11 protein-coding genes are annotated in these 22,259 nt (G+C 63.2%); 6 read left to right on the forward strand and 5 right to left on the reverse strand.

Going from position 1 to position 22,259, the window contains the following annotated elements:
* Positions 1-24: 24 nt before the first annotated feature.
* From JOE60_RS06085 to JOE60_RS06105, 5 genes are all read right to left on the reverse strand, one after another.
* Positions 25-480, reverse strand: coding sequence for a YbjQ family protein (locus tag JOE60_RS06085; RefSeq protein ID WP_167264736.1), 456 nt, complete (start codon positions 478-480; stop codon positions 25-27).
* Between the two features lie 104 nt (positions 481-584).
* Entirely contained in the window at positions 585-2,018 is a 1,434-nt protein-coding gene (locus JOE60_RS06090) for a dicarboxylate/amino acid:cation symporter (RefSeq protein WP_167264737.1), read from the reverse strand.
* A gap of 114 nt (positions 2,019-2,132) precedes the next feature.
* Positions 2,133-3,815, reverse strand: coding sequence for a DUF885 family protein (locus JOE60_RS06095; protein WP_167264738.1), 1,683 nt, complete (start codon positions 3,813-3,815; stop codon positions 2,133-2,135).
* A gap of 66 nt (positions 3,816-3,881) precedes the next feature.
* Entirely contained in the window at positions 3,882-4,145 is a 264-nt protein-coding gene (locus JOE60_RS06100; RefSeq protein ID WP_420851376.1) for an acyl-CoA carboxylase epsilon subunit, read from the reverse strand.
* Positions 4,142-5,725, reverse strand: a complete 1,584-nt coding sequence (locus tag JOE60_RS06105; RefSeq protein ID WP_167264739.1) for an acyl-CoA carboxylase subunit beta — start codon at positions 5,723-5,725, stop codon at positions 4,142-4,144. The genes JOE60_RS06100 and JOE60_RS06105 overlap by 4 nt, the downstream gene beginning before the upstream one ends.
* A gap of 215 nt (positions 5,726-5,940) precedes the next feature.
* Here JOE60_RS06105 and JOE60_RS06110 point away from each other — a divergent pair, with 215 nt between their 5' ends.
* The 6 genes from JOE60_RS06110 to JOE60_RS06135 all read left to right on the forward strand — a co-directional run bounded on the left by JOE60_RS06110 (position 5,941) and on the right by JOE60_RS06135 (position 22,194).
* Entirely contained in the window at positions 5,941-6,843 is a 903-nt protein-coding gene (locus tag JOE60_RS06110; RefSeq protein WP_167264740.1) for an SDR family oxidoreductase, read from the forward strand.
* Between the two features lie 77 nt (positions 6,844-6,920).
* A complete protein-coding gene (locus JOE60_RS06115; RefSeq protein ID WP_167264741.1) occupies positions 6,921-7,871 on the forward strand; it encodes a biotin--[acetyl-CoA-carboxylase] ligase in 951 nt (316 codons plus the stop codon).
* Positions 7,864-8,457: a PH domain-containing protein gene (locus JOE60_RS06120; RefSeq protein ID WP_167264742.1), complete on the forward strand. Its 594-nt coding sequence runs from the start codon at positions 7,864-7,866 to the stop codon at positions 8,455-8,457. Before JOE60_RS06115 ends, JOE60_RS06120 begins: the two co-directional genes overlap by 8 nt.
* The gene (locus JOE60_RS06125; protein WP_167264743.1) at positions 8,447-9,619 is read left to right on the forward strand and encodes an adenylate/guanylate cyclase domain-containing protein; all 1,173 of its coding nucleotides are present in this window, start codon (positions 8,447-8,449) and stop codon (positions 9,617-9,619) included. Before JOE60_RS06120 ends, JOE60_RS06125 begins: the two co-directional genes overlap by 11 nt.
* Before the next feature lie 115 nt (positions 9,620-9,734).
* Positions 9,735-15,848 carry an Ig-like domain-containing protein gene (locus JOE60_RS06130; RefSeq protein WP_167264744.1) on the forward strand — a complete coding sequence of 2,038 codons (6,114 nt, stop codon included), beginning with the start codon at positions 9,735-9,737 and terminating at the stop codon, positions 15,846-15,848.
* Between the two features lie 157 nt (positions 15,849-16,005).
* Entirely contained in the window at positions 16,006-22,194 is a 6,189-nt protein-coding gene (locus JOE60_RS06135; protein ID WP_208381268.1) for an Ig-like domain-containing protein, read from the forward strand.
* The last annotated feature ends 65 nt before the right edge of the window (positions 22,195-22,259 follow it).

Genomic DNA, 22,259 nt, shown 5'->3' on the forward strand with positions numbered 1-22,259 from the left:
GCCCGTTGCGGTAGGTGCTGGGAACTAGAACTGGTGCGGGGGTGCGGGCGGTTGCTGCTGGCCTGCAGCTGGCTGGCTGGCGCCCTGCTGGCCTGCATTCTGCTGGCCTGCGGTCTGGGTCAGGTACACGGACTGCCCTGTGGCACCGGGTTCCCCTTCGCCCAGCGGGAGAACGTAGACGGCCGTGCCGTAGGCGCACACTTCGGTCCAGTTGGTACCCATTTCCGAGGTATCAAAGCGCATGGCAACGATCGCGTTCGCGCCGCGCTGCTGTGCTTCATTGACCATTCGGGCCATGACCTCCTGGCGGCTTTCGTAGAGCGCCCGGGTCATTTCGGGCAGCTCTCCGCCGCCGAGGGAGCGGAATCCGGCAAGCATCTGTGAGCCGATGTCGCGGGAGCGGACGGTGAGGCCCATGACTTCGCCGAAGACGGCGTCGATCCTGTGGCCCGGAATTTCATTGGAGGTGACGATCAACATGGTCAGAGCCTATCCAGAATCACGCCGTTAAGGCACACATCCCCCGGGGAGAACTCCCCGGAGGATGTGTGCCTTTGCATGAGGCCGTAGCCAAGGCGCGGCGGTCAGGCCTTGGAATCGGCCAGTTCCTTCTGTTCCGCCTCCGCTGCTGCCTTGTCTGCTGCGTATTCGTCAGCAAATGCAGAACCATTGCGAGGGGCGTTGTAGAGGGACTCGTCCAGGATTCCTTGGCGCTTGGCCACAATCGCCGGGATCAGCGCCTGTCCTGCAACGTTGACCGCGGTGCGGCCCATGTCCAGGATGGGGTCGATCGCCAGCAGGAGCCCGACGCCGGCAAGCGGCAGTCCCAGCGTGGACAGGGTCAGGGTGAGCATGACCACTGCGCCGGTGGTGCCGGCCGTAGCAGCGGAACCGAGGACGGAGACCAGCACGATCAGCAGGTACTGGCTGAAGTCCAGGTTGATGCCAAAGAACTGGGCCACGAAGATTGCTGCGATCGCCGGGTAGATTGCTGCGCAACCGTCCATCTTGGTGGTGGCGCCCAGCGGAACTGCGAAGGAAGCATAGCCGGAGGGGACGCCCAGGTTCCGTTCAGTGACGCGCTGCGTGAGCGGCAGCGTGCCAATGGAGGAGCGGGATACGAAGGCCAGCTGGACCGCAGGCCAAACACCGGAGAAGTACTGCTTGACGGACAGTCCGTGGACGCGGACCAGGATGGGGTACAGGACGAAGAGCACCAGGGCCAGGCCGATATAGATGGCGGCCGTGAACTTGCCCAAGGATCCGATGGTGTCCCAGCCGTAGATGGCGACAGCGTTGCCGATCAGGCCGATGGTGCCCAGTGGGGCAACCCGGATGATCCACCAGAGGACCTTCTGGATGACTGCCAGCGCGGAGGCGTTCAGCGTCAGGAAAGGTTCAGCCTGCTTGCCTACCTTCAGGGCGGCGATGCCGACGGCGATGGCCACCACCAGGATCTGGAGGACGTTGAAGCTGACCGAGGTGCTGACGGTGGTTGCAGCATTGGCGCTTTCCGTCACTGTGGAGCTGGCACCCAAGCCAAGGAAGTTCTTGGGGAACAACCCGATCAGGAAGGCCCACCAGTCACCGGTCTTGCCGGCGTACTCTGCCTTCTGGGTGATGCCTGTGGCCGCACCGGGCTGCAGGAGTACGCCCAGGCCGATGCCGATCAGCACGGATACCAGCGAGGTGATGGCAAACCAGAGCAGCGTGTTCCAGGCCAGGCGCGCAGCGTTGGACACCTGGCGCAGGTTGGCGATGGAGCTCACCACCGCGGTGAAAATCAAAGGAACGACGGCGGTCTGCAGCAAGGAGACGTAGCTTGAGCCGATCGTCTGGAGAGTTGCGCCCAGGCCGTTGGGGGCAGTCTTGGTGCTGCCCGTGTACTTGGCAATCAAGCCGAGGACGAGCCCGATGATGAGGGCTGCGATGATCTGGACGCCGAAGGAACCGGCCCACTTGGGGAGCCGGAAGCCGGTCTTTCCAGCTGAGGGGGAAGTGTTGGTTGAGGTGCTCACCGGAACACGTTAGGTGTATGCCCAATAACATAGCGAACGTACGTTGAGAAATGTTACGTGCGCGAAAGTTATTCCCGCCCGGGATGTGGCGTGCGTCTCGGGCGGGAACAATCATCAGCCCAGCAGCGCCCTGCGCAGTACGTCCAAGCCCACGGAGCCGATGTTCAACGCTTTGCTGTGAAACGCCTTCACATCGAAGCTCCCGCGGGTTTCCAGCTCAGCCCGGATCTGCTCCCACAACCGCTGCCCCACTTTGTAGGAGGGAGCCTGGCCCGGCCAGCCGAGGTAGCGGGTGAACTCGAACTGAAGCTGCCCGTCGCTGATGTCGAGGTTGGCCTTGAGGAAATCGAAGCCCTTGTCAGGCGTCCAAGTGCCCGTTCCCCAGCGCTCGGGGACGGGGAGCTCCAGGTGCACGCCGATGTCGAACACCACGCGCGCTGCCCGCATGCGCTGCCCGTCCAGCATGCCCATGTGATCGCCCGGATCTTTCAGGTACCCGAGTTCCAACATGAGCTGCTCGGCGTAAAGTGCCCAGCCTTCGCCGTGTCCGGAAACCCAGCACACATTGCGCCGCCAGTTGTTCAGGAGTTCGCGGCGGTACGTGGCCGTGGCTACCTGGAGGTGGTGCCCCGGAACTCCTTCATGGAACACTGTGGTGGTTTCGGACCAGGTGGTGAACGTGTCTTCGCCTGCAGGGACGGACCACCACATGCGCCCTGGGCGGGAGAAGTCGTCCGAGGGTCCGGTGTAGTAGATGCCACCCTCGTCCGTGGGCGCGATCATGCATTCCAGGGTCCGCATGACCTCCGGAATGTCGAAGTGGACGTCGGCGAGTTCCGACACTGCCCGGTCCGAGAGCTCCTGCATCCATGCCTGGAGGGCGTCCGTGCCCTTGATCTGGCGTGCCGGATCATTGTTGAGGAGGCTTTTTGCTTCCTCGATCGAGGCACCGGGTTTGATCTGGTGGGCTACCTTTTCCTGCTCGCCGATGAGCCGCTCAAGCTCCTGGACGCCCCAGGCGTAGGTCTCCTCAAGGTCAACCTCGGCCCCGATGAATGAACGGGATGCCAGTGCGTAACGCTCACGTCCCACGGCATCTTTTTCCGGGGCAAGGGGGAGCAGTTCGTCCCGGAGGTACGCACCCAAAGTGCCGTACGCTGCCCGGGCGGCCTCAGTGCCGGCGTCGAGCTTGTCCTGGACCTCCGCCGGCAACGGGGTGCCGTCCACTGTTGCGTTGGCAGCAAGCTTCGCAAAGAAGCCGTCGGCGGCTGCGTAGCGGCCGGTTTGCTCCATGACGATCTGAACCTGCCGGGATGCTGCCACCTTCCCGGACGCAGCAGCGGACCGGAGCGACGTGATGTAGCCGTCGATCGCTCCGGGAACGTTGGCTGCGCGGCCGGCAATGTGCTCCCAGTGTTCAACTGTCTCAGTGGGCATGAGGTCAAAGACGGCGCGGATGTCCTGGGAGGGGGATGCGATGTTGTTCAGGTCGGCCGCGTCCCAGCCGGAATTGTGGATCTCCAGTTCCAGGCCCAGGCGTTCCCGCATGGCATCCAGGGTCACCGCGTCCACGTCATCGGCAGGCTCAAGGCCGGCGAGGGCGTCAAGGGCCAGCTTGGTGGCTTCCGCGTGTGCCTCGGCCCCGGCCGGGGAGTAGTCGGGGTACTCGGTTTCGTGGCCCGGCAACCCCAGCGTGGTGGCGAAGCTGGGGTTGAGTTCGATCAGCTTTTCTGTGTACGCATCAGCAACGGCATCGATGGCGGACTTGGGGCGTACGGGGGTGTTTGCAGTAGTCACCCACCGAGCCTAGCCGCGCTTCAGCGTACGTGAAAGGGTTGTTGAACTTTTCTACAGGAGAGCGAACTAGCCCCGGCTGCGGCGCCAGGCACCCGGACCCGGGGTGGGGTCAAGCCTGAGCTGCTGGCGGCGCACCCAGTGGCGCGCCGCCGGCCTGGCCGCCTCGCTTTCCTGCGGCGTTCCGAGCGAAACCACGACGGCGGCAAGCGCCGCGAGCTCCTCGGCCGTCGGCTCTCCCTTGATCACAGAGAACGCGGGTTCCGCTGACTCGGGAACAGCGTCCGGTGTGCCGCCCAATGTGCCGTTGGCAAGGTGCTTCGGCGTGCTCACAGGGGGATGTTCCCGTGCTTCTTGGTGGGAAGGCTGGCACGCTTGTCGCGAAGTGCGCGCAGGCCACGGATGATTTGCAGGCGGGTATCGGAGGGCGCAATGACGGCGTCCACGTAGCCGAGCTGTGCTGCCTGGTAAGGGTTCAGCAGCTCTTCCTCGTAACCCTGGATGATCTCGGCGCGCTTGCCTTCAACGTCTCCGCCGGCTTCTGCCACCGCTGCGAGGTCGCGGCGGTACAGGATGTTCACGGCACCCTGGGCGCCCATGACGCCGATCTGGGCCGTGGGCCATGCCAGGTTGAGATCGGCACCCAGTTTCTTGGAGCCCATCACGATGTACGCGCCACCGTAGGCTTTGCGAGTGATGACGGTGAGCTTGGGAACCGTTGCCTCTGCGTAGGCGTAAAGAAGCTTGGCCCCGCGGCGGATAATGCCCTGGAACTCCTGGTCCTTGCCCGGCAGGAATCCAGGCACGTCCACCAGCGTGATGATCGGGATATTGAAGGCATCGCAATGCCGGACAAAGCGCGCCGCTTTTTCGGATGCGGAAATGTCCAGCGTTCCGGCGAACTGCATGGGCTGGTTGGCCACAATGCCAACGGTGTGTCCCTCAACGCGTCCGTAGCCAATAATGACGTTGGGTGCGTACAGGGACTGCATCTCCAGGAAGTGGGCGTCATCCACGATCTGCTCGATGACCTTGCGCATGTCGTAGGGCTGGTTGGCCGAATCCGGGATCAAGGCATCCAAGGCGAGGTCGTCGTCGTCGAGCTCCAACTCCTGGTCGTGCTCCACCACGGGAGCCTCGGAGAGGTTGTTGGACGGCAGGAAGTCCAGGAGTTCCCGGACGAATTCGATGGCATCGGCTTCGTCGGAGGCAAGGTAAGTGGACGTGCCCGTGGTGGCGTTGTGCTGCCGGGCGCCGCCCAGGGTTTCCATGTCCACGTCTTCGCCGGTCACGGTCTTGATGACGTCCGGTCCGGTGATGAACATGTGGGAGGTCTTGTCCACCATCACCACGTAGTCAGTCAGTGCGGGGGAGTAAGCGGCGCCGCCGGCGCAGGGTCCCATGATCAGGGAAATCTGGGGTACGACGCCGGAGGCATGGACGTTGTTGCGGAAGATATCCGCGAACATGGCCAGGGAGGCCACGCCTTCCTGGATGCGGGCTCCGCCGCCGTCGTTGATGCCTACCACCGGGCACCCGTTGCGCAGGGCGAATTCCTGGACCTTGACGATTTTCTCGCCGTTGACCTGGCTCAGGGAGCCGCCGTAAACGCTGAAGTCCTGGCTGTAGATGGCTACGAGGCGTCCATCCACGGTGCCGTAGCCGGAGACGACTCCGTCGCCCAGGGGCTTCTTCCTTTCCATGCCAAAGGCGGTGGAGCGGTGTACGGCAAGGGCGTCGAACTCAACGAACGATTCCGGATCCAACAGGAGGTCGATGCGTTCGCGTGCGGTGTTCTTGCCGCGTGCGTGCTGCTTCTCGATCGCTTCCGGGCCGGAGGGTTGCTCGGCACGTGCCTGGCGATCGCGGAAGTCGGCAATCTTTCCCGCTGTCGTAGTCAGATCGTGGCTCATCAAGTGTCTCCGGCTCTGTAGCTGATATTCGCTGGCGCGATCCGTTGCTGGTCAGGCAGCTAGTTAAGTAGCTTCCGCACAAAGATCGGGCCCCGAATGCCAGTCTAGTGACGCCTTTGCAGCGAACCGCTGTAGAAACCCTACAATTTTCAGCCTTCAAGCCAAAGCCTTCACTATGTTACCCGTCAGTAACATAGTTGGGTTAGAGTGTCCCCATGACTTCAAGCAACGACGCTTCCGGCGCTCCCATCGAGGAGCGGAAGCACAGCACCAGTCCTTACCAGGCCTCCGGCTCCCTCCAGGGCAGGACCCTGCTGATGTCCGGAGGCAGCCGGGGCATCGGGTTGGCCATTGCCACCAGGGCTGCCCGGGATGGCGCCAATATTGTGCTGATGGCCAAGACCGGCGATCCCCACCCCAAGCTGGAAGGCACCGTCTTTACCGCCGCGGAGCAGCTGGTGGCCGCGGGCGGCCAGGCCTTGCCGCTGGTGGGTGATGTCCGCAACGACGCCGACGTCGAGGCAGCAGTCGCCGCCGCCGTCGAACGTTTTGGGGGAATTGACGTTGTGGTCAACAACGCCTCCGCAATCGACCTGTCCCGCACGGATGCCGTGGATATGAAGCGCTACGACCTTATGCAGGACATCAATGTCCGCGGCACGTTCCTGTTGTCCAAACTGGCGCTCCCGCACCTGCGGACATCAACCAACGGCCACATTCTCACCCTGTCTCCGCCCCTGAACCTGGATCCCAAGTGGGCTGGAATGCACCTTGCCTACACCATGGCCAAGTACGGCATGAGCCTGACCACGCTGGGCCTGGCCGAAGAATTGAAGGACGACGGTGTCTGCGTCAATTCGCTGTGGCCCTGCACCCTGATCGACACGGCAGCAATCCGCAACATGCCCGGTGGCACGCAGATGGTGCAGGCAGCCCGTGGGCCGGAGATCATGGCGGATGCCGCCCATGCCGTCCTCACCGGCGTTGGAACCGGAGCAACTGCCAGCGGAAACTTCTTCACGGACGAGCAGGTGCTTCGCGCCGCCGGTGTGACGGACTTTTCCTCCTACAGCCTGGGAGCTTCGGAGCAGGATCTGGTCCCGGACATCTTCCTGTAGGAAGTTTCCAGCCACGCTCCGGCGTATTCCCAGCTCCGCAGGGGGCTGCGGCTGTCCCGACTCGATAGGATTCAGCTATGGATGCCGAACCAACCGCCAGCCGCGACCCCTCGCCACACCGTGGACAGTCCCAGCCTGCACAGTCCCACCCTGAACAGTCCCGCTCCAGGCTGGACAGGGAATCGTTGGTGGCGCCGGACTTCCTGGCGGCAACGGGCATCCCGCAGCTGACCATCGCTCAAACTACCGGGTCAACCAACCAGGACCTGCTCAGGGCCGTCACGGTTGAACCTGACAAGTGGGCCGACCTCGCTGTATTGACTGCCGAACACCAGACTGCGGCCCGTGGCCGGTTGGACAGGCAATGGGAGGCGCCGGAGATGTCCTCGGTCCTTGTCTCCATCGTGCTGCGCCCTGTCACGGCCGGTGGCATGCCGGTGCCCACCCAAACGTACTCGTGGTTGTCGCTGCTTGCGGCCGTGGCGCTGCGTGAGGCACTGCAGGAGACGGCCGGCGTCACGGCGGACATCAAATGGCCCAACGATGTCCTGGTAAATGGCAGGAAAATTGCCGGGATCCTGGCCCAGATGTCGCCGCTGAGCGACGGTACTGTGCCCGCAGTGATCCTGGGCGTGGGGCTCAATGTGACGTTGGCCCAGGACGAGTTGCCCGTTCCCACGGCCACGTCGTTGGCCCTGGAAGGGGCCACGACGACGGACCGCACGGCGCTGCTGAAAAGCTACCTTTCCCGTTTTGCCCGCCTCTACCGCAGTTTCTGCAACTCCGAGGGGGACCCCACTGCCGGGCTGGCGGGAGGTCCTTCCCTTCACAAGCGCGTGGAATCCGCCATGGTCACGTTGGGCAAGGAAGTTCGCGCGCACCTTCCCGGTGACAACGAACTCGTGGGTCATGCCTCCCGCTTGGACGAGCACGGCTCGTTGCTCGTGGTGGATCACGGGGGCAGGGAGCATGTGGTGACAGCAGGGGACGTGGTGCACCTCCGCGCAACCGATAGTGGATATGCGTAAAGAGCTGCTTCCCGGGGAGCAGGTCATCGCCATGACACGGCAGCAAGCGCGGTCCCTGTTCTTCCCGGTGCTGTTGTTTGTGGTTGTTCCCGCAGTAGGCGCCTACATATGTGCTTGGCTTGTCAAAGGAAATGCCCAGCGGCTTGCGCCGTTCATTACAGTGGAGTGGACCCCTTGGCTGATCGGGGCCACGCTGGTGTTGGCAGGATGGCTGTTGCTGGGCTACTGCGTGCGCAGGGTCCTGCGTTGGCGCTCCGTGAGATACATCCTGACCAGTCGGCGGATACTTGCCAAGTACGGAATGTTTCGGCGCAATGATTGGCAGGTGTCCTTGGCAGCGGTCCGCAACGTGGGCATCCAGCAAAACCTGCTCCAACGGACATTGCACTCCGGGAATATATCCTTGGATACCGGGCACTCGGGAACAGCCGTTCTCAACGATGTCCCCCTGGTGGGAAAATTCAGGGACTTTGTCCAGGATGCCATGGACGACCTGCCCCGCGGCGGCGTCGTGGAGGGTGAAGTGCTGGGTGAGTATGTGGAATTGCCGTGGGAGCTGAGAGAAGGTGGAAGAGATGAGCGTTGAGGACCAGAAGGCCGACGAGGACCTGGACCCGGAGTTCGACGCCGTACCCGAACCTTCCGTGGATGAAGATACGAAGGCGGGGGCTGCTCCAGTGAGCGCCGGCCCGCCCACTGGAGTGATGTCCGCAGAACGGCTTGCCATCAAGGCCCTCGAATCAAAGTTGCTGGGCGGAGAACGCAAGCTCCGCCGTCGTGAAGTCGCCGCCGGTGCGGGCGTATCCATCCTGTCCGCGCGTAAAGTGTGGCGGGCTTTGGGCTTCCCGAACTTCAATGACGAGGACGTTGCTTTTACCGAGCGGGACCAGGCCGCGCTTTCCAGCATTCTGGACTTGGTGCGTGCCGGGCTCTTGACCGAGGAAGCCGCCATTTCGGTGACCCGTTCCATCGGACAGATGACGGACCGGATGGTGGTCTGGCAGATCGAAGCGCTGGTTGAAGACATGGTCTCGGAGCAGGGTATTCCTGATGCCGTGGCCAGGAAGCAGCTGGTGGCCCAGCTGCCGGCCCTGGTGGATTCGCTCGAGGAAATCCTGGTCTATTCGTACCGTCGCCAACTCAACGCTGGTGTTCAGCGCTTGGCGGTCCGTGCCGAGGCGGGACTGCAGGCCAGCGAGGAAGGCCGCGAAGGGGATGAGGACGATTCTCCTTTGCCATTGGCCCGTGCAGTAGGTTTTGCCGACCTCGTGTCCTACACCAGCCTCTCCCGCCGCATGAATGAAAAAACCCTGGCGCAATTGGTGCAGCGGTTTGAAAACAAGTGCGCGGAGATCATTTCCGTGGGCGGTGGGCGCCTGGTGAAGACCGTGGGCGATGAAGTCCTCTACATTGCAGAAACTCCGGCCGCGGGGGCGGAAATTTCGCTGGCGCTGGCCCAGGCCTTCACGGAAGACGAGATCCTGCCCCAATGCCGGGTTTCCATGGTTTGGGGACGTATTCTTTCGCGGCTTGGTGATATCTACGGGCCTACCGTTAACCTCGCCGCACGGCTGACCACGCTGGCCCAACCAGGCACTGTGCTGGTGGATGCCATGACCGCTGCCGCCCTGGGACAAGACGACCGCTTTGTCCTGGTCCCGCAGAAGTCTGAAAACGTCCGCGGTTTTGGCGAGATCCACCCCGTCATGCTGGCGCGTGGCCGCGGCAAGGGCTTGGTTTTGGATTAAGCCGCACTCCACCCTGCTTAGCAAAACGATGGATTAACCCGGTACTCTTGGGTTGTTTGTTTTTTGTGGCGCCTTGGGGTCGGTGTCAGTCACCTGAGTTGTGGGGGAACGTCGGATGGGTCTTCCGGAGAGGTCCAGCACTAAACGTGCCGGAAACCGCCGTCGCAGAATACTGTCCGCTTCCGCTTTTGCTGTTGCAGGCGCAGTGGTGGTGACGGGAGCAATCCTCTACCCCGGATTCAAGACCACCGAGGTGGACCTCAACGACGGCGGCGTGTGGGTTGTCAGTAAGTCCAAGAATGCCGCCGGGCGCCTGAACTACCCTTCCAAATCGCTGGACGGTGCCGTGACGCCCGCCAGCACCAGTTTCGACATCCTCCAGCGGGCCGGCGACATCTTTATCGATGACTCGGACGGCGGCACCATCAACCCGGTCAATGCGGCCAACATGCGTCTGGGGGGCGACCAGAAACTTCCCGGCTCCGCAGCGGTCAGCTTCGGTACCAAGGTCCTGGCAGTAACGGACGCTTCCAAGGGCAAGGTCTGGGCATCGTCGCCCACGTCGATCGGAGGATTCAGCGAAGAGTCCGAGCCGCTTTTTGAGCAGTCCCCTGGAGTTGTTTCCGTGGTGGGTATGGATGACACCATCCACACCCTGGACCCCAAGACAGGCCGTTTGACCGCCACAGTGGTGGACGCCAACGGCAAATCCGTGGATTCCCGCGTGCGCAACGATGACCGGCTCAAGGCCGATGGCAAGATCCAACTCACCGCGGTGGGGGACAAGGCCGTGGTTCTCAATGAATCCACGGGGGACATCGTCCTGCCAAACGGCAACACAGTGCACTTGGACGACGCCCGCGACGCGAAGCTCCAGCAAAGTGGACCGTCCGCCGACACTGTAGCCATTGCCACCCCCAGAGCACTGTTGCTGCAACCTCTTGACGGCGGTACGGCAAAGACTGTCAGCGCTGACGGTCAAGGTACTCCGGCCGCTCCGGTCCGCTTGGGAACATGCACGTACTCCGCGTGGTCGGGTGCCAATAAGTACGTCCGCGAATGCAGCAACGAGGCGGACAGCAAGCGGACCGACATTCCCAAGGCCAGCGGTTCCCCGTCCTATGTCTTCAGGGTCAACCGCGATCTGGTGGTTCTCAACGACGTCAACGCGGGCAACGTGTGGATGGTCAACCAGAACATGCAGTTGGTGAACAACTGGGACGACGTCATTCCTCCGCAGCAAACATCGGACGACGCCGACAAAGACTCCGCTGACGAAGTCCAGCAGACCGTTCTTCCGGACCGCAGCAAGCCGAACACGGCCCCCGTTGCCAAACCGGATGCCTATGGTGTCCGTGCCGGCAAAACCACCATCCTTCCGGTTTTGGACAACGACGCCGATGCCGATGGCGATGTCTTGACGGTCAGCGCTGCCGGGCCACTCAAGACCGGAGCACTGTCCGCGGTGTATGGGGGCACTGGCTTCCAGATCGCCGTGCCGGCAGGCACCACCGGTTCGGAAACGTTCAAGTACACCGTGGACGACGGCCGCGGTGGTACCGGCGGCGCGGACGTGAGCCTCCGGGTTGTCCCGCCGGAGGAAAACAACGCGCCCCAACCCAAGCCGAACCGCAACAACGCCCTTGTGGTCCAGAGCGGCAAAATCGCCAGCCAGTTTATTCTCACCGACTGGTTGGATCCCGACGGCGACGACCTCTTCGCCGTCGCCGTCTCCAGCAGCGACCCGGCAGACCAGGTCCGGATCCGGCCCGATGGTTTGCTCACCTTCCAGGACTCGGGGGCGGGCCCCGGCCGAAAGACCCTGACGGTCAGCGTTTCAGACGGTTCCCTGACCATGCAGGGCCAAATCAGCGTGGATGTCCGTGCACCCGGGGCCCTCCCTCCCATTGCAAACGCAGATCACGTGGTGGCTGTTGCGGGCCAGGACACCGTGGTTGCACCGCTCAAGAACGACACCGATCCCCAAGGCGGCACCCTCCGGTTGGCGCAGGCGCAACCTGACGAGCAATCCACGGCGGTGGTGGGCCCGGATCAGCAGACCTTCACGTTCAACTCAACCACCGTGGGCGCCCATTACGTCACCTATATGGTCACCAACGGTCCTGCCAGCGCCCAACAACTGGTTCGCGTGGACGTGGTGTCCGGGAACAGCGATGGCGCACCGGTTGCTGTCCGCGACATCGCCCTTCTTCCCAGCGGCGGAAGCACAGTGGTGGATGTCCTGGGCAATGACTCCGACCCGGCAGGGGGAGTGCTGGTGGTCCAATCGGTGACCGCTGCGGACGGGCTTCCCGTATCCGTGGCCGTCCTGGATCACTCGGTGGTCAAGATCACCGACATCCGGGCCGAGGGGCAACTGTCCCTCAAATACACCATTTCCAATGGCAAGGCCTCGGCTACGGGAGATATCTCTGTCCAGGTGGTCCCGGCCCCCGCCAAGCTCCAGGCACCCCAGGCCAAGCCGGATGAAGCCACCGTTCGCGTGGGCGACGTAGTGACCATTCCCGTACTGGAGAACGACACTGATCCCAACGGCGGCGAATTGACGCTGGATCCTGTCCTGGCACAGCAACCGGATGATGCCCAGGGCCGGATCTTCGTCTCCGGAAACACCCTCCGGTTCATTGCCGGCCCTGAGCCGACCACCGCCTACGCCATCTACAAAGTCAGCAACGCCTCCGGTCAAACCGACTCCCAGCAAGTCACCATCCGGGTCCGCGACCGTGACGACGCAACCAACACCCGGCCGGAGCCGCGCAACCTCACCGCGCGCGTTGTGGCCGGAATGAGTGTCAAGATCCCCGTGCCGTTGGACGGAATCGACGCTGATGGCGACTCGGTGCAACTCATGGGCATAGACAAGGCACCGGAACGTGGCACTGCCGTCCTCAGGGACGGCTACCTGGAATACACCGCCGGAGCCAAGTCCGCAGGTACTGACACGTTCAGCTACCGGGTGCGCGATCGCATCGGGGCCGAGAACACCGGCACGGTCATTGTGGGCATCGCACCGGCCGAGGCGGACAACCAAAAGCCGGTTGCTGTTGATGACACTGTAGAGGTGCGGCCCGGCCGCAGGGTGGCAGTGGATGCGTTGAAGAACGACTCGGATCCTGACGGCGACCCGATCGGCCTGGTCTCCACGCTTGAGGCGAAGCCTGAACTTCAAGCGGAGGCCATCAACGGCAAAGTTGTTCTTACCGCACCGGACAATGCCGGGACCGAGAGCATCAGCTACCGGATCCAGGACGACAAAAAGGCCGAGGCCAGTGCTGTTATCCGTGTCGAAACGAGCCCTACGGCCCCCCTGCACGCGCCCATTGCCGTCGACGACAGGGTGACGCTTGCCGAGACACTGGGAAAGACGGCAGTTGACGTACCGGTCCTGAAGAACGATTCGGATCCGGATGGCGTGGCCGAGGACCTGAAAATCTCACTGCCGGATGGCAACCCGAACGCCCGGGTGGGGACCGATGGCAATGTAGTGGTGACGCTGGTACCCCAGGACCAACTGATTCCTTATACGGTGACCGACATCGACGGACTGTCCGCGACTGCCGTCATCTGGGTTCCCGGGCAGGGCCTGCAGTACCCGACGCTCTCGAACAACACGGTGGTGGAGGTGACCGCCGGCAAGGAAGTCACACTGCCGCTGCAGGACTACGTGAAGGTGAGGGACGGCCGCCAGGCACGGATTACCGTGGCCGACACCATCCGGGTACAGGGCGGGGAATCCACCAACGTCATTGCAGGCGACGGTACTGCCCTCAGGTATGCAGCCCAGGCCGACTACGCCGGGCCGGGCTCCGTGACGTTCGAGGTGACGGACGGCAGCGGGCCTGATGACGCGGATGGATTGAAATCCACCCTCACCATCATGACCAAGGTGTTGCCGGATCCCGACGCGAACCATCCGCCCACGTTCAGCGGCGCCACCATGGAGGCACCGAAGGGCGAGACCGTAGACCTGGATCTTGCCAACCTGGCCAACGACGTTGATGAGAAGGACCAGGGAAAGCTCACCTTCAGCGTTGACGGCGACCTGCCGGCCGGGTTCAATGCCCGGGTTGAAGGCACAGTCCTGAAGGTAACTCCAGGGGATGCGCTCAACCCCGGAGCCCGGGGGACGTTGCCGTTGAAAGTCACCGATGGCCGTTCCGAGCCCGTCAAGGCGGCGGTCACCGTGACCGTAGTGTCCTCCAACAGGCCCAAGCCTGCTGCCAACGATGACGTGGTGGACAAAGCCAATGCGGGCAAGACGGAGACCGTCAATGTCCTGGGCAACGACTTCAATCCCTTCAGTGAGCCTTTGACCATTGTTTCCGCCGTGGTGGAGACGGGATCGGCCTCGGGGCAGCCAGGGATCAGTGGCGACTCGATCACCGTGACTCCTGCGGATGGATTCAAGGGCGTCCTGGTGGTGCGGTACACCATCAAAGACAAAACCGATGATCCAAGCCGCCAGGCCGTTGGACGGCTGCGGCTGACCGTCAGGGACAAACCCGATGCGCCGTCCGCGCCCTCGGCAACGGATGTCCGGAGCAAGACGGCGGTGCTGAAGTGGGCTCCGCCATCGGACAACGGCGCACCCATCTCCAAATACACCGTCAAATCAGCGGGATTCCAGCAGGAATGTCCCACCACCACCTGCACCTTGACTGGATTGACCAACAATGTGAAGTACGTCTTCACTGTTGTTGCCACCAACGAGGTCGGGGATTCACAACCGTCGGTGGCGTCCAACGAGATCCGCCCGGACGAGAAACCATCGCCCCCGGGTGCTCCGTCCATCAAGGCCGGAGACAAGGACCTGGCCATCACGTGGACCCCGGCGAAAACCGAGGGCTCCCCGGTAAAGCACTACAACCTTGAGATCTCCCCGCCGCCGGCCAACGGCATCGCCGTGAAGAACGAGGTAACCGGCCTGAGCTACACCTGGCCCGGGTTGACCAATGGCGTGAACTACAAAGTGCGCGCCCAAGCCGTCAACGAGCTCGGCCCCTCGGATTGGGGACTCTATTCGGCAGAAGACCACCCCGCCGGTCTACCAGGCGCCCCCGCGGCGCCGAGCACCGCCGTCGTGTCTTCCGTGGGTTCGCAAAACCAGCTGCGGGTGGACTGGGCCGAGCCGAACATCAACGGCGACCCCATCAAGAACTATTACGTGACCATGAGCGGTGGCAGCGGCGCGGCCCAAACCCAGACTGTTGCCGGCACCGTGCGCACGGCCACCTTCACCGCCGGCAACTCCGAGGCGGCCTACACCTTCACCGTCCAAGCCGAGAACAAGGCCGGGAAGGGTGCAGTCAGCGCATCGTCCGCGCCCCGCCGCGCCACGGGCAAGTTGGGCACCGTGGGCAACGTCAGCGCTACGCCGGCCAATACCGGCGCTGCGGGTGGACAGCTGACCATCAACTTCACTGTCCTGAGTGCGGCGCAAAGAAACGGTTCGTCGGCCAGCGAAGTAACCTACAGCTATTCGGCAGCCGGCCGTACCGGAGCGATCCAGCCCGGACAAACCGTCGGCGGCTTCAACAATGGCCAAGCAACCAACGTGACCGTCACGGCACACTCGTCCGTGGCGCCGAGCTCGGACGCCAGCGCTCCCGCTTCAGCCACCCCCTACGGTGCCCCCGGAACGCCGTCGGCCTCCGGATCCAACGGTGCGCTGAACCAAAAGTCAGTAACGTTCAACTGGTCCTCGCCCGGTCCCAACACCAATGACGTCAAGACCACCAAGATCAGCATTGACAACGGTGGATGGGAAACCGTTGGTGCTTCCGGCAGCCGGACCATCAACACTGCTGGATGGGAAGAAGGGCACAGCATCAGGGTGCAGACCTTCAACTCCTTGGGAACAGGTGGCGGCATTGCCTCGGCCAGCGCCGCGTCCGGCAAGCAAGGCGTTTGGGAGGGTGTGCTCAACACAGGCGTTGTTGGAAGGTCATGCACCTACACCCAAGGTGGGAAAAACTACCAACCGGACCCCGCCTTTACGTGCGACGGCAAGGGCGGAAACCAGCCGCCGTGGGAGTACCCGAACCAAAAGATGGTGGTCAAGTGCTACATCGTCCAGGGCGACTCTTTGAACCAGATGTTCACGTGGTGGCGCATCGAAGATGGCTCAGCCCGCAACGTGGGCCGGTACATCATCTCCTTCCACACCACGATCGGCGAGCCCGGACCGCTGGGAGCGCCGCCATGTTGACAGTCCGTTCGCGAGGTGAGGCGAAAGATGTCCCCATCGCGCGACCCCGGCAATGCACAGTAGGCTGTGCAAGCCAAGGTGCTGCCCGGACCCGGGGGCCCTTGGCTGTCTGTGGGGTGCGTGGGTTGGTCCTCGGGACTGAAAAATCCGCCACCGTATGGGGGAACTGCGGATTGCACGGCTGCCGGCATGTGTCGGTTGGCTTGGAAGTCGCTGCTGGTGGGCGGCAGTACACAAAGGGAATTCTGGGGCTGTGACATCTTTCTTCGGTCGGCTGTGGCCAAAAAAGCGTCGTAACAAGAAACTTCTCGCGGGCACCGCTGCGACCGCTGCGGGTGCTTTGCTCGTGACGGGCGCCATCCTCTATCCGGGGTTCAAGACCACCGAGGTGGACTTGAACGACGGCGGTGTGTGGGTTGTGAGCAAGACGAAGAACGCCGTGGGCCGGTTGAACTATCCGTCCCGCGTACTCGATGGTGCCGTCACGCCGGCAAGCACCACCTTTGATGTCCTGCAGCACGACGGCAATGTGTTTGTGGACGACGAATCCGGTTCCACCATCAATCAGGTGTCAGCGGCCAACCTGAAGCTTGGGGGCGACAAAAAGCTCCCCTCGTCCGCCCAAGTCAGTTACGGCTCAACAGTGCTGTCGGTCACCGACCCTGCCCGCGGCAAGGTGTGGGCGCTCTCTCCGTCCACTGTTAACGGCTTCGATGAAGAAGGCACAGAGCCGGTCCTGACCGGCAACCAGAATCTTGTGTCCGCCGTGGGGCAGGACAACCGCATCTACACTGCCGATCCTGGAAAGGGCGAGATCACGGTGACCACCGTGGACGCCAACGGTGAGCGCACCAACTCCGACGTCACCAAGGTGGATGAGCTCAAGGGAGCCGGGGATCTCCAGATGGCCGTGGTGGGCGACAAACCGGTGGTACTGGATGCTGCCTCGGGGAACCTCTTCCTGCCCGGCGGCCGGAAGCTCCAGCTCCAGGACGCGCGCGAAGCCAAGCTCCAGCAGAGCAGCGGAGAAAGCAGCTACGTCGCCATCGCAACCCGCAAGGCCCTGCTGAAGCAGCCCTTGGACGGATCTACCGCCGCCACGGTCAACGCAGGTGGCGAAGGAGTGCCGGCCGCCCCTGTCCAGGTCAGCAAGTGCGTCCACTCTGCATGGGCCGGGGCCAACAAGTACATCCGGGACTGCGACAACGACGCCGATGACAAGAAGAACGATGTTCCGAAGGCAAGCGCCTCACCGAGCTACGTCTTCCGGGTCAACCGGGACCTTGTGGTCCTCAACGACGTGAACTCCGGCAGCGTCTGGTTGGTCAACCAGAACATGCAGCTGGTGAACAACTGGGACGATGTTGTCCCGCCCAAGAACCAGTCCGACGATCAGGACCAGGAGTCCGCGGACAATAACACCATCAACGTCCTCCCGGACCGTACCAAGCCGAACCGTCCACCGGAAACCAAACCGGATGAATTCGGGGTCCGCCCCGGGCGCACCACCATCCTCAGCGTCCTGGACAACGACTCGGATCCGGATGGTGACGTTCTCACCGCAGCAGTGGGCGCCAACGGCCCCAAATCGGGAACGCTGGAAAGCATCTACGGTGGCTCTGCTTTCCAAGTGAAAGTGCCTTCCGATGCCAAACCCGGCAGTGAGGTTTTTGACTACAACGCCTCGGACGGCCGTGGGTTGTCCGCGGGTGGCCAGGTCACGCTCCGCGTGGTGGGACCTGACGAGAACAAGCCTCCGTTCTTCAAACGCGGGGAACCCACCACCATGCTGGTGGAGCAAGGTAAGTCCGTCAGCCAGAACATCCTGACCGACTGGATGGACCCTGATGGTGATGACCTGGTCCTGCTGGATGCCAAGTCGGACAACGACCAGGACCAAGTGAAGGTCAGGCGTGATGGATTGCTGACCTACCAGGATTCCGGTGCCGCTCCGGGTAAGAAAAATGTCACCATCACTGTGTGGGATGGCCGTGCCACCACCACCGGCAGGATAGTTGTCAACGTGCAGCCCCCGGGCGCCCTGGCCCCTGTGGTCAATGCCGACCACGTCACCGCCGTGGTGGGCCAGGACCTGGTGATCGCACCGTTGAAGAATGACGTCGACCCCAACGGCGGCGCGTTGCGCGTGGCCCACGTGGAAGCCGCGGGACAGGCTGAATTGGGGCCCGTGACCGACGGCGGTACCTTCACTTTCCGGAGCAACACACCTGGACCGGTCTACTTGACGTACATCGCCAGCAATGGTCCGCAAAGCAGCCAGGGCCTGATCCGCGTGGACGTTGAGTCCGGAAAGGATGCCGGCGCGCCGGTGGCCGTTCACGACGTCGCCCTCCTGCCTGTAGGCGGCAGTGTCCTGGTTGATCCACTGGCCAATGACTCCGACCCCTCCGGTGGCGTACTGGTTCTCCAATCGGTCACCGTTCCGGACGGCTCGTCGGCTTCCGTCAGCGTGATCGACCACAGCGTCCTTCGTGTCACGGACGTCCTCGGCGCCAAGGAACCGTTCGTTTTCAGCTACACCATGTCCAACGGACGTGCCTCGGCCACGGGCACTGTCGGTGTGGTCCCGGTGCCGGCGCCCGCCGTCGTCGAGGCTCCGCAGCCCAAACCCGACGAAGTAAACGTCCGCGTCAACGACGTTGTCACCATCCCGGTCCTGGACAACGACACCCACCCGCAGGGTGAGGAGCTGTCCTTGGATCCCGTGCTGGCACAGGGTATTCCGGAAGAAGACGGCAAGGCGTTCATCTCGGAAAAGACCCTGCGGTTCATCGCCGGCCCCACACCCAAAACGGTGCGGGCCATTTACAACGCAGTGGATCCGCAGGGCCAGAAGAGTGCTGCAGCGGTCACCATCCACATCCTTCCGTTGGAGGGAACACAGAACACGCGGCCCCAACCGCAAAACCTGACCGCCCGGGTGGTGGCAGGTGGCACGGTCCGCATCCCCGTCCCCCTGGACGGCATCGATCCCGATGGCGACTCGGTACAGCTCACCGGCATCGACAGCACTCCCACCATGGGAACCGCGACGGCGGGCAGCAGCTTCATCGACTTCGTCGCCGCAGGTGACGGCGCAGGAACGGACTCGTTCAGGTACAAGGTGATCGACCGCCAGGGCGCCGTGAACACCGGAACGGTTACCGTTGGTGTGGCCCCGCGTGGCGAGGACAACCAGAAACCGGCCCCCGTGGATGACGAGGTCAAGGTCCGTCCCGGACGCCAGATCGCCGTCGATGCGATCGCCAACGACACCGATCCTGACGGCGACATCATCCGCATCCTGACGGACAGCATCGAGGCCGACGGGGGAGTGGACGCACAGGTCAGCAAGACCAGCGGCCGTGTCCTGGTCACGGCTCCGAACACCGAAGGAACCGTGAACGTTCGCTACTCCGTGGCAGATGACCGCGATGCGGTGGGCAACGCCACCATCCGTGTGATCGTCAAGAACGACATTCCACTGCAGGCTCCGATTGCCCGCGACGACCGGGTGACTTCAGCCCAGACGCTGGGGAAGACGGCCGTGGACGTTCCCGTCCTCAAGAACGACGAGGACCCGGACGGAGTGGGGGAAAACCTCAAGATCTCCACCGGGTTGGACACTGCGAGGCCCGGATCAGAGGGCAATGTTGTGGTGGATCTGACCGAACAGCCGCAATTGGTCCCTTACACGGTGGAAGATGTTGACGGCTTGAAGTCCACGGCCATCATCTGGGTCCCGGGCATCGGCCAGCAGGTTCCGACCCTGGCGAAGGACGAAGTGGTGGAGCTTGTCTCCGGGCAGTCCACCACCGTTGACCTGGCCGAATGGGTGAAGGTCCGTGAGGGAAAGTCGCCGCGACTGACCCAGGTTGACCGGATCAAGCTGATCGGCTCCGACGGCAGTGATCCCGTAGCCAACAATGGCACGTCCATTAAGTACACCGCGGGCGCCGAATATGTGGGGCCTGGCTCCATCAGCTTTGAGGTCACCGATGGCACTGGCCCCGATGATCCCAACGGGCTGAAGTCAACGCTGAGTATCCGTACCAAAGTCCTGCCGGACCCCAACAAGAACAATCCTCCGGCACTGTTGGGCAGCGACCTCGACGTCCCCAAGGGCGACTCGTCCAGCCTGGACCTGGGCAAGCTGACGTCCGATCCGGACTCCGACGATGTGCAGAACATGAAGTACGAGCTCATGGGCGGCGCCACGGGTGGGTTCAAGGTGAACCTGGATGGCAAGACCTTGAAGGCATCTGCCGACGACTCTGTCCAGATTGGCCAAACCGGAACTGTCCAGGTCAAGGCCAAGGATCCCCGCGGACTCGAAGCCGTGGCCACCTACAAGCTGGCCCTGACCGCCTCCAACAGGCCCAAGGCAGTGGCCAACGACGACGTGGAACCGGACGCGCAGTCCGGGAAGCCCGTGACGGTCAATGCCTTGGCCAACGACTCCAATCCGTTCCCGGATACTCCGTTGAAAATCGTCTCGGCAGTGACCGAGACCGGGCAGGGAACAGCGGAGGCAAGTGGCTCCAACGTCACGGTCACCCCGGCTTCCGGTTTCACCGGAACCATGGTGGTGGCTTACACGGTGTCGGATAAAACCGGCGAACTGTCCCGCTACGCCACAGCCCGCATCAGGCTGACCGTGAAGGACAAGCCCGCCGCGCCCACCACTCCGTTGGCCCAAAGCGTTGGCGACCAGACGGCGCTGCTCACCTGGAACGCCCCCGCGGACCGCGGGTCACCCATCACGAAGTACACCGTTTACGGAGAAGGCGGGTTCAAGCAGGACTGCCCTGCCAACACCTGCACGCTGACAGGCCTGACGAACAACGTGAAGTACCACTTTGCCGTCACGGCCACCAACGCCATCGATGAGTCCGAGCGTTCACCGGCCTCCGCGGAGGTCCGTCCCGACGTCAAGCCTGATACCCCCGTGGCTCCCACCCTGAAGTTCGGGGATAAGCAGCTCTCCATTGCCTGGGTTCCCCCGGCCAGCAAGGGTTCACCCGTGAAGTCCTACGACCTGGAAATCTCGCCTGCCCCTGCCGGCCAGAATCCCCAGATCCAGAACCTCACCGGCTCCAGCCATGTGTGGTCCGGGCTGACCAATGGCGTGGCCTATAAGGTCCGTGTGTTGGCCCGTAACGATGCCAAGGAACCGTCGGAGTGGAGCGCCTACTCGGCAGCGGAGACTCCTGCGGGGGTCCCGGCCACGCCGTCTGCACCCACGGTTGCAGGTGCCGAATCGGTTGGCACGCAAAGCCAGCTGCAGGTCAGCTGGAAGGCGCCCAACAACAACGGTGACGCAGTGTCCGCCTATACGCTGACCACCTACCGTGGCGGTGCCGTCGTCGGGACCCAATCGGTGGCCGGAACGTCGCAGAACGTCACGGTGGCCAATGCCGAAGCGGACTACACCTTCACGGTCTCGGCAACCAACAAAGCGGGCGTCAGCGGCGTCAGCCAGCAATCCGCCGCTATCCGCGCCGCCGGAAAGCCCGGCACCGTGGGAAGCGGCTCTGTGACTGCCACGGGAGCCAGCGGCCAGTTGCGTGTCACCTTTACCCCGCTGACTGCAGCCGAACGCAATGGATCGCAGGACAACGAGATCACCTACCGATGGCAGACCGCCAGCGGTTCGGGTCCGATCGGGCGTGGCGGCGGGGACATCGGCGGTCAGCCGAATGGAACCGATGTGGTGGTCAACATCATCGCCACGTCCGTGAAGAACGGCATGGCGGGTGACGCCAAGGCGATCGGTTCGGGGAACCCGTACGGGCCCCCGAATGCGCCCAACGTCAGTGGCGGAAAGTCAGGCAAGGGCGACGGCCAGGTCCACTGGACGTGGAACAACCCGGCCATGAACGGCCGCCCCTTGGACCACTTCGAGGTCAGCCTGGACGGTGGGGGATGGGCCAGCGTGGGCAAGGCCAACAGCTACGACGCCGCGGGCGGCGGCTGGGACAAGACACGCAGGTTGCAGGTACGGGCGGTTACTGTAGTTGCCGGACCGGCCAGCGGAAACGTCGCGTCGACCTCCGGCGCGGACCCTACTCCGCCACCGCCACCGCCGGCGCCATCCACCGAGATCCAGGCCCACAACAACACGTGCCCCGGAAAGCCCGGACAGCCCGATACCTTCAACCCGAGCGGCCCCTCATGTGGCGCCGGCTGGGTGTCGCGCTCCGAGGGCCGGCTGAAGATTGACTGCACCAAGAACATCTATGGCGGCAGCACAGCCTGGTTCCGCGTCACTGAGGGCAGCCACCCGGGCTGGTTCGTCAAGTCCACCACCGTGGACATTTACGGCTCCCGGCCGGGAGGCTGCTAAGCCATGGCACTGACCATTCAATTCGACATTCCCCTCACCACCTTCACAACGAACAGGATCAACCG

This window comes from Paenarthrobacter ilicis, assembly GCF_016907545.1.
GTDB lineage: Bacteria > Actinomycetota > Actinomycetes > Actinomycetales > Micrococcaceae > Arthrobacter > Arthrobacter ilicis.

What these genes read in the sequence shown, in the direction of transcription:
- JOE60_RS06085 (WP_167264736.1), bottom strand. Translation starts at nt 480, where the DNA reads ATGTTGATCGTCACCTCCAATGAAATTCCGGGCCACAGGATCGACGCC.
- JOE60_RS06105 (WP_167264739.1), bottom strand. Translation starts at nt 5,725, where the DNA reads ATGAGCCACGATCTGACTACGACAGCGGGAAAGATTGCCGACTTCCGC.
- JOE60_RS06110 (WP_167264740.1), top strand. Translation starts at nt 5,941, where the DNA reads ATGACTTCAAGCAACGACGCTTCCGGCGCTCCCATCGAGGAGCGGAAG.
- JOE60_RS06115 (WP_167264741.1), top strand. Translation starts at nt 6,921, where the DNA reads ATGGATGCCGAACCAACCGCCAGCCGCGACCCCTCGCCACACCGTGGA.
- JOE60_RS06120 (WP_167264742.1), top strand. Translation starts at nt 7,864, where the DNA reads ATGCGTAAAGAGCTGCTTCCCGGGGAGCAGGTCATCGCCATGACACGG.
- JOE60_RS06125 (WP_167264743.1), top strand. Translation starts at nt 8,447, where the DNA reads ATGAGCGTTGAGGACCAGAAGGCCGACGAGGACCTGGACCCGGAGTTC.
- JOE60_RS06130 (WP_167264744.1), top strand. Translation starts at nt 9,735, where the DNA reads ATGGGTCTTCCGGAGAGGTCCAGCACTAAACGTGCCGGAAACCGCCGT.
- JOE60_RS06135 (WP_208381268.1), top strand. Translation starts at nt 16,006, where the DNA reads ATGGGGGAACTGCGGATTGCACGGCTGCCGGCATGTGTCGGTTGGCTT.